Annotated in this window: 1 protein-coding gene; it reads right to left on the bottom strand. The window is 59.9% G+C overall.

Features of this window, described 5'->3' with window-relative positions; all coding sequences use genetic code 11:
* Positions 1-198 (bottom strand): LLM class flavin-dependent oxidoreductase (locus tag ACTFO6_RS19350; RefSeq protein ID WP_439935944.1); only part of this gene is annotated, 198 nt, incomplete at its 3' end.
* Between the last annotated feature and the right edge of the window lie 49 nt (positions 199-247).

Here is a 247-nt window from a genome sequence, read left to right as displayed (position 1 = left end):
ACCCAGAGCCGAGAGCACGGTCCAGTTCTCCAGCATCGGCGTCTTCTTTTCCATGTGGGCGTTAATCACGTGGTCCGGCAGCCAGACGCTGTCGAACCCCAGGGCTTCCGCCTCCAGGGCCATCGTGCGCGCGTAGTCCCATCCCTGGCCCTGGGCCCCCATTTCCCCCTGCACCGCCAGTCTGACGCCGAACTTCATGGGTTTTCTCCCAAGCCGATACACCCGTTAAATATTATTGTGAACAACT

It is taken from the genome of Pelomicrobium sp. G1, assembly GCF_051905455.1.
In the GTDB taxonomy this organism is placed as follows: Bacteria; Pseudomonadota; Gammaproteobacteria; order Burkholderiales; family UBA6910; genus Pelomicrobium.
Note: the sequence above shows the minus strand (reverse complement) of the source record. Positions and strands in the feature narration are given on the sequence as shown.